Source organism: Clostridium sp. UBA6640 (assembly GCF_002455975.1).
Taxonomy (GTDB): Bacteria; Bacillota; Clostridia; order Clostridiales; family Clostridiaceae; genus Clostridium_J.
In genome coordinates, this window is record NZ_DKLM01000012.1 from 1 (window position 1) to 8257 (window position 8257).

Sequence of the window (8257 nt, forward strand, 5' to 3'; positions counted from 1 at the left end):
TGTCTTAAGCTAACGGTTGGCACTATCAACCCCCGTATCGGACTTTCACCGACAAGTAAACGCCCATGCTGGGCGCACAAATTAAGAGGCGGTCCCTTTTGAGACAGCCTCTTAAAAATTATGCTTTTTTCTTTTTAATTATAACTCTATAAGTCTCTATTAATAAAATTAATGCTAAAATTAGTAATATTACAGCAAATACTCCTAGTACTATATTTGACGTAGCTGCAGTAAAATATTGACGTATTAACATTGTTAATGATGTCAATGTAACTATAAACATAAATATCATAGGTATTAAAGCCATAGTATATTTTTTCCCTATACTAGATAGCCAAGCTGAAACTGCTAATAAAGAAAGAGCTGCTAATAGTTGATTTGCTGATCCAAATATAGGCCAAATTTTATTGTATCCATAAGCCAATAATAAAATTGATGCTCCTATGGTAGCAAATGTAGCAAAATATTTATTATTACCTAAACTCTTACTTTCTTTTTCTTTGTCAAAGAATTCTTGGAATATATACCTTCCAATCCTTGTTGCTGTATCAAGACTAGTTAATGCAAAAGCTGAAAAAGTAAGCATAGTAAATACTTTACCTATCTGAAGTGGTAATCCAAAACTATTCATAAATACAGATAGTCCATTTGCAAACACTACTGAAGGAGCTCCTTCAGAATTTGCTAAATACCCAACAGTTATTAAGGCTATAATCGCTACAATACCTTCAATGAGCATAGAACCATAACCTATTAATTTTGCGTCAGATTCTTTGTCAATTTGCTTTGACGAAGTTCCTGACCCTATAAGAGAGTGAAATCCTGATACTGCTCCACAAGCAACAGTTACAAATAAGAATGGAAATAGTGTCTGATTGTTAATCTTAAAACCACTAAAAGCAGGTATAGCCATTGAAGGTCTATAAATTACTATTCCTAGTACCCCTCCTATAATCATTGCATATAAAAGAAATGAGCATAAATAATCTCTAGGTTGTAGTAATATCCATACTGGTAAAGTAGATGCCAAGGTTATATATATAATCAATACTATATTCCATTGAAGTTTTGTTAATTTTATAAAAGGGAACATATATCCAAGCCATATACAGAAAAATAAAAGTATAACACCAATTAATGTGGAAATTCCAAGTTTAGCTCCTTTTCTATAAACAGCAAATCCAAAAATCATTGATATAAATATAAAAAGTATAGATGCTGTTCCTGCTTGCGCTCCTATTAAATTATTAGGATCATAAGTAAAAGTTGAAGCACAAATATCAGTGAAAGCAGCTACTATTAATACAATAGTAGACCATGCAAAAATATTGTATAGTATTTTACCTTTATTGCCTAAATTAGTTTTAATTATTTCTCCTATAGTTTTTCCATCATGTCTTATAGATGCGAATAATGCACTATAATCATGAACACCTCCCACAAATACACTCCCAACTAATATCCATAAGTATACAGGAATCCATCCAAAAACTGCTGCTAATATTGGTCCAGTTATAGGTCCTGCACCTGCAATTGAAGAAAAGTGATGTCCTAATAGCACTTTAGAATTTGATGGTACATAATCCATATTATCATACTTAGTATGAGCTGGTGTTTTTCTATTAACATCAATACCCCATTTTTTAGTTAGCCATGCACCATAGGTTATATAAGCTATTAAGAATACTATAATTGAAATAACTAATAATAACAGTGCGTTCATTTATATCCTCCTTTATTTATTACTTAAGGTGTGTAAATACACCTTATAGTCTTCTCTAGCAGCTTTGTTAGTTATAATCTTGCTATTAAATAAATCTATAACTACAAGCTTTACACTACTCCAACCATGAAGTGTGAACTTATAATACTTATTGTATTTGAATTTTTTTGTATAGTCCCAAATATCCTTAGAGGTATTAGTTTTACTGACTATAATTCCTGTTATTATAGAACTTTTATGTTCTCCATTAGGATTTACTAGTTTTACAGTCATATCTTTTAGATAATGTGAAAACTCTACTAAATCTTCATATTTTAAATCATCATAGCTCTGTACTAAACAATGTTCATATATTTCAAACTTATCTATAACATCATCCTTAGTCAGAAAGGTCCTCCCACCTATATCCTTATATTTTCCATATAAATTTAGCTTTTTATCAAAAATTACTACATCCTTGTGAAGTTCGAAGTTCTTTCTAAATATTTCACTTAGATTATCTAAATATAACTGCAAATTCATAAATATCCCCCAAAATTTCATTACTTACCTAGTACTTATACAATTGAGAATTGACTATTGACAATGGACAATTATTGATACTTCTCTTTTATAAGAGGAGTTTGAATTTATCTCTTTTTAAAGTGACATAGTCACTTTTAGTGAAAATCCTATTTGAAGAAATTAGTTTGACCAAAATTAATTTCAAACATAATTGCCAATCATCAATCATTCATTTTCAGTTCTCAACTGAATAAATATAATATGCCTATAATAAAATATACTCATTGAAAACTTGATTTAAAACTATATATTATAAAAATTATGTAAACATACAGTTTTTAGATAAGTTATCATTTATCTACGTCTTTTTAATTCTATATTTAGTACAAAAAATAAATGCTGATAGAAAGTTCTATCAGCATAAATATATAAATTATGTTTGTGTTGGTATTAATATGTTGTTTAATTCTTTTGCAGTAATATTAAAACAATTGCTACCTGTGTCTAATGGTTTAATTTGAGATATAGCATAATCATCCTTAAGTAAAAACATCAAATCATCTGATTTATTTTTATCCTTTGGTATAATAAGTGCAAAGGAATTATTAGGTACCAAAATATTATCTTCTTCAATTAGTGCGGCACACAGCTCTCCTTTAATAAAATTTTGTTTTAAAGAAAAAATAATATCCCCTTTTTTAGCTATGTTAACATTTTCATATAACATGCTAAAATTTCCTACAGACTTAGTGTTAATTATTCTTTGTTTAAGAATATCAATACAGCTTTCATCAATTAACTTATAGCTGCTATTAATCTCCGTAGTTTCCTTTAAAGTCCTACTAGATAAATTAACGTCTGCAATTTGGTACAAATAACAGGTTTCACAATTAATATCCATCCTTATCCCCCTAAAGAAAATATTCAAAATTCTATAATAATTATATACTATTTTTATTTATAAATTCATTAATAAAACTTATAGTTTACTATAAAATTTATTATTTCTAGTATTTCCTCAAAAAATATAATACTATTTTATTTTTATATCTTTATTATACAAAAATTCCCTTAATATTACTTATTGAAAAAATCAAGGTCATCAATAAATTTCATATTGACAACCTTGATTTTAAAATAATCTTATATTTCCTTTTCTAGCATGTCTAATAACATATCAAATCTTTTTATAGTATCTTCTAGTGGTTTTGGTGTTGTCATATCAACTCCTGCATTTTTAAGTATATTTATCGGATAATCACTACTTCCTGCTTTTAAAAAGCCTTTAAATCTTTCTACCTCTTGGGCTCCTCCATTTATTATCATTTGTGAAAATGAATTTGCTGCTGCAAAGCCTGTTACATATTGATAAACATAGAAATCCCTATAAAAATGAGGAATTCTTGACCATTCCATATCTATCTCGCTATCTATAATCATATCTTTTCCAAAATATTTTACATTTAGATCATGGTATATATTGCATAGATCATCACTAGACAGTGCTTCTCCTGCTTCCATTTTTTCATGAACCACAAGTTCAAATTCAGCAAACATTGTTTGTCTAAAAACAGTAGTTCTTATACTTTCCAGCTGTTCATTAATCAAGTATAATTTTTTAATTTTATCTTCTTCTTTTTTTATTAAATAATCCATAAGTATGCATTCATTAGTTATAGATGCAACCTCAGCACAGAACAATACATAATCTGCATAAATATATGGCTGATTTTTCTTTGAATAATAGGAGTGTATAGAATGCCCCATTTCATGAGCAAGAGTAGAAACATCATTTATTTGGTTACTATAATTTAAAAGTACATATGGCATGCTGTTATAGCTTCCACTAGAATAAGCTCCGCCTCTTTTTCCTTTATTTTCATATATATCAATCCATCTATCTTTTATGCCTTCTTTAAATATATTTAGATATTCTTCTCCCATTGGTTTTAGTGCTTCAATACAAATTTTTACTCCTTCTTCATAAGGTATATCAAATTTAGGAGTCTCTATATTAGGTACATATAAATCGTACATATGAATTTCATCTAACTTTAACAATTTCTTTTTAAGAGCTACATATCTATGAAGAGATAATAAATTGTTATTTATAGTATCTACTACATTTCTATAGACCTCAAGAGGAATTTTATTGGGCTTCAATGAACTTTCTAGTGAAGAATTGTACTTTCTAGTTTTTGATTTAAATATAAAATTCTTAACTGAAGATGTATAAGTAGTAGCTAAAGTATTTTTATATCTTTTATATTCGCCAAATAAACCATTAAAAGCCTCTTGTCTAACCCTTCTATTTTTTGATCTTATAAACACAGAATAATTTCCTTCTGTAAGTTCAACTGAATTATTATTTTCATCTTGTATTACAGGGAAAGTCATATCTGCATTACTTAGCATATTAAATATATTTCCTGGAGCTGATAGCGAATTTTCTGCAGATGCTAATAATTTTTCCCCTTCTTCACTAAGAACATGAGGTTTTTGCTCTAATATATCCTTCAAATATTTTTCATAAAGTTTTAGTGGCTCTAAGTTATCTATAGCCTTGTTAATATCCTCTTCACTTAAAGTTAAAATTTCTGGTATAAAGAAAGAGGTCATGCTATTTACCTCTGTAAGATAATCTCTTATTCTATCTAAGAGAACTTGATACTTAGTATTTGCTGTATTTTCATCACTTCTAAGATGAGCATATACATATAAATCTTCTGCTAAATTTGAAACTTTAACATAACTTTCTAGATATCCTAAAAGCATATTAGAATCCTTCAATTTTCCTTTATAGTCCATTAACTTAGGTGCTATTTCTTTTACTTTAATAAAGTCTGATTCCCAAGCTTCCTCGTTTAAATACATTTTTTCAACATTCCATTTATACTTTTCAGGAACTTCTTCTCTAATTTTTAACTTTTTTACTTCGCTCATGGTTCCCTCCCAATTATTTAGACCATGTTCTTATTTTTATTATTAATTATGACTTAATTGATATAATGCTTATAAAAATAATATCTTAAGACATAGCCATTATTTTAAATTTACTATAATTTTATATTAACACATATTTACAAAACTTTAATAAAATTCTTTGACATTCTGCAATTTTCTTTTAATAAGTTTTCCATAACCCTTTTTATCTATAATTAAAACAATTAGAAGACGAAAAAGTTATTAATAGATAAATTAGAAACCCTAACATTTTTTATATTACCATTCCAAATACTGGTTAATTTTATGTACTTTAGCTTTAATATAATTTTATTTAATAATATTTTATATCAAATTATTATAATTTAAAGTCAAAAAAATAATAATTTGTCGCAAAAAAATCTATTTTACATACATAATCTGACAATAAAGTAAATTTAAAAAAGGTATAATGTAAACACATAAAATATTTGCAAATAAAAGTGCATAATAAAATGTTCTATAGAACTTTATGTCATTTAAATTTTATATCTAACAAAAAGTTGGACAAGTTTTTTATTATTTTATAAAAAAAGGGGACAAAATCCAAAAAACTATCGATAAAAAATATAATTGAAGCATTAATTTAAAGAAACGCTCATTATAGCAATAACTACTAGTAAGAACATATAATTATAATTCCTACAAATAATACCTTTTTTCACTCATTAAGGAGAATTTATCAAATGAACTTTTTAAGAGAATAAGATAAAATCATCATTTAAATTGGAAACTTTAGATATAAAAAAGGGTAACTAAAAAATTTTCTCTTGCTAAGTTTGTAAAAACCATATTAGGAAATGTTTTTAGAATAACTATTAAACAAAAAATTCAACTGTTTTATTCCTAATTTGAATGGATACTCCTTAAAATATTCAAATATATAGGAGGCGAGTTTATTTGAACAAATTAAAGATTACTTTATGCTCACTTTTTGCAGGAGCATTGTTTTATTCAGTAATACCTGCTTCTCAAGCTTATGCTTGGGATAGTAAGAAGGATCCCAATGTATTAGATACCCATAAAATGATTGCAGAGCAATCTGTAAAATGTGTCACTAATGATTCTATATCAGTTGAAAATATAAAATTTAAAGAAAATTTAGATATTCTTATGGAAAATTTAACAATTTATAAAAATGGTTCTGTTGCTCCTGATTTTGGTGATTTAGGTAAGGATAGAGACTATGCATTATACCAGGATCATTTTTATGACCCAGATGAGGATACAAATTTCACTTCAAACTTTCCATATCCTTTTTATACAATACATGATACTGCAGAATCACAAGTAAGAAATTATTTTAGTCAAGCAGTTGCTAAATGGAAAGATGGCAATTATGAAGGAGCTTCTTATGATTTAGGTAAAGCTATGCATTATTTATCTGATATAGCTGAACCTCATCATGCTTCAAATGTAACAGCTGGAATAAATTCTCCTCATGTTCCTTTTGAATCCTATGCTGAAAAAGTAAAAGAAGATTATAAAATAGATACTTTAGGATATTCGACCTCCGAAGGCGAATATGCGCTAAGTTTAAATTATGAATACTTTACTGATTTCATAACAGCTCAATCTCAAAAATATGGAAAGATATCTAAAGACTTATATTATAGTCATGCTAAAATGAGCAACTCATGGGAAGATTGGAAATATGCAGTTAAAGAATCATTAACAAATTCCCAAATAAACGGGGCAAGTTTAATATATAATTTTTTAAATGAAGTTTCTACTGACAAAAAGGTAGACATGCCTTCTGAAATAGGTAGATTTCATGTTGTAATTAGTACTGCAGATGAAAAATATGCTGGAACAGATGACTATGTATACTTTGGAATGGAATTAAATGATGGTAGGAAATTCGAGTTTAACTGTGATGTTGCTGGAGATGATTTTGAGCAAAGTTATAAAACAGCTTATCAATTCAATATACAAACAGAAGATTCCTTCAACTTATCTCAAGTAAAAAATGTATGGATTCGTAAAGCAAAATATCTAGGTGATGATTGGAAGGTAAAAGATTTAGAAGTTTATGTAAAAGGAAATAGAGTGTTAAGTAAAAATATCAATGAATGGTTATCTGGTAATTCTACCTACAATATACCTGTTGATGGATTATGGAATTAATTGAGATAATAATTATTTTGTAATATTGTTTAGAATTAGGCTATTGGACATTCTCCAATAGTCTTTTCTTCTATTTACTTATATTTAATCCTTAAACATAATCTATATACCTTAAACTAAAATTTTACTGTAAGCTTTCTTCAGATTCCACCTCACGGCGAACACCCTTTTCCTCGGCTGACAGTTCCTACTGCCAAGCCTGTAGTGGACTTTCACCACCAAGTTGTTTCTCATGCGCGGTATTAAACAATATTCTAATTATATTGCTTATCTCCATAATACTAGTATAAGCTCACTAATTCTTCATCCGAACTATACTGCACCTCAGGGGAACCCTAACGGGCTTCACTACTGTTCCCCAGNNCCCAGAGGTGGAATAAAAAAAGAAAAGTGTTAAATCACTTTTCCTAATTATAAATTATACAAGCTATACATATTAATTTAAATTATATGATATAATAACTTTTCTATTATAAATAATATACTTTAAAACTGTGTCATACAGATTGGTTTTTCATCTGATGAAAATATTTCATTTAATATTTTTAAATATTCTNNTTTGAAATTTTAGCTTTCCCACATCTATAAAGACTATTAATATCTACAACACAAGTAATAAGTGATGAAAAGTCTGAAACATCCATCATAAGTTCTACGTCAAAATCTTTATTTTTATTTAGAGTGGCTTTTCCGTCATTAAAATGAATTATATAACTTCCATTATTTTCTTCTATAAGAGTATCAGTAATTGTTAGTTTAAGCCTACAATTTTGATTTTTAAAGTTATGGCTTTCTAAATCTTTGAAAAGTTTAAATACATCTATTACTCTGTACATTATTCCAATTCCTTGCTTACTGCATTGATGATATGCACCAGTAAGTATTATATCTGACCCATCTCTTGGATCTTCTAAAGCAAAT

General features: G+C 27.7%; 6 protein-coding genes. 1 reads left to right on the forward strand and 5 read right to left on the reverse strand.

Going from position 1 to position 8257, the window contains the following annotated elements; genetic code table 11:
• Positions 1-118: 118 nt before the first annotated feature.
• The 4 genes from B2W91_RS01100 to pepF form a co-directional block, all read right to left on the reverse strand.
• Positions 119-1723 carry a carbon starvation CstA family protein gene (locus tag B2W91_RS01100; protein ID WP_291578413.1) on the reverse strand — a complete coding sequence of 535 codons (1605 nt, stop codon included), beginning with the start codon at positions 1721-1723 and terminating at the stop codon, positions 119-121.
• 12 nt (positions 1724-1735) lie between these two features.
• Complete coding sequence (locus tag B2W91_RS01105; RefSeq protein ID WP_291578414.1) at positions 1736-2245, reverse strand: hypothetical protein; 510 nt, start codon at positions 2243-2245, stop codon at positions 1736-1738.
• Between the two features lie 415 nt (positions 2246-2660).
• A complete protein-coding gene (locus tag B2W91_RS01110) occupies positions 2661-3128 on the reverse strand; it encodes a hypothetical protein (protein WP_291578415.1) in 468 nt (155 codons plus the stop codon).
• Between the two features lie 242 nt (positions 3129-3370).
• Positions 3371-5170, reverse strand: coding sequence for an oligoendopeptidase F (gene pepF / locus B2W91_RS01115; protein ID WP_291578416.1), 1800 nt, complete (start codon positions 5168-5170; stop codon positions 3371-3373).
• Positions 5171-6109: 939 nt separating this feature from the next.
• Between pepF and B2W91_RS01120 the strand changes: the two genes are divergently transcribed.
• Positions 6110-7336, forward strand: coding sequence for a zinc dependent phospholipase C family protein (locus tag B2W91_RS01120; RefSeq protein WP_291578417.1), 1227 nt, complete (start codon positions 6110-6112; stop codon positions 7334-7336).
• Positions 7337-7881: 545 nt separating this feature from the next.
• Here the strand turns inward: B2W91_RS01120 and B2W91_RS01125 are convergent.
• Entirely contained in the window at positions 7882-8172 is a 291-nt protein-coding gene (locus B2W91_RS01125; protein WP_422653264.1) for a sterol carrier protein domain-containing protein, read from the reverse strand.
• Positions 8173-8257 lie beyond the last annotated feature (85 nt).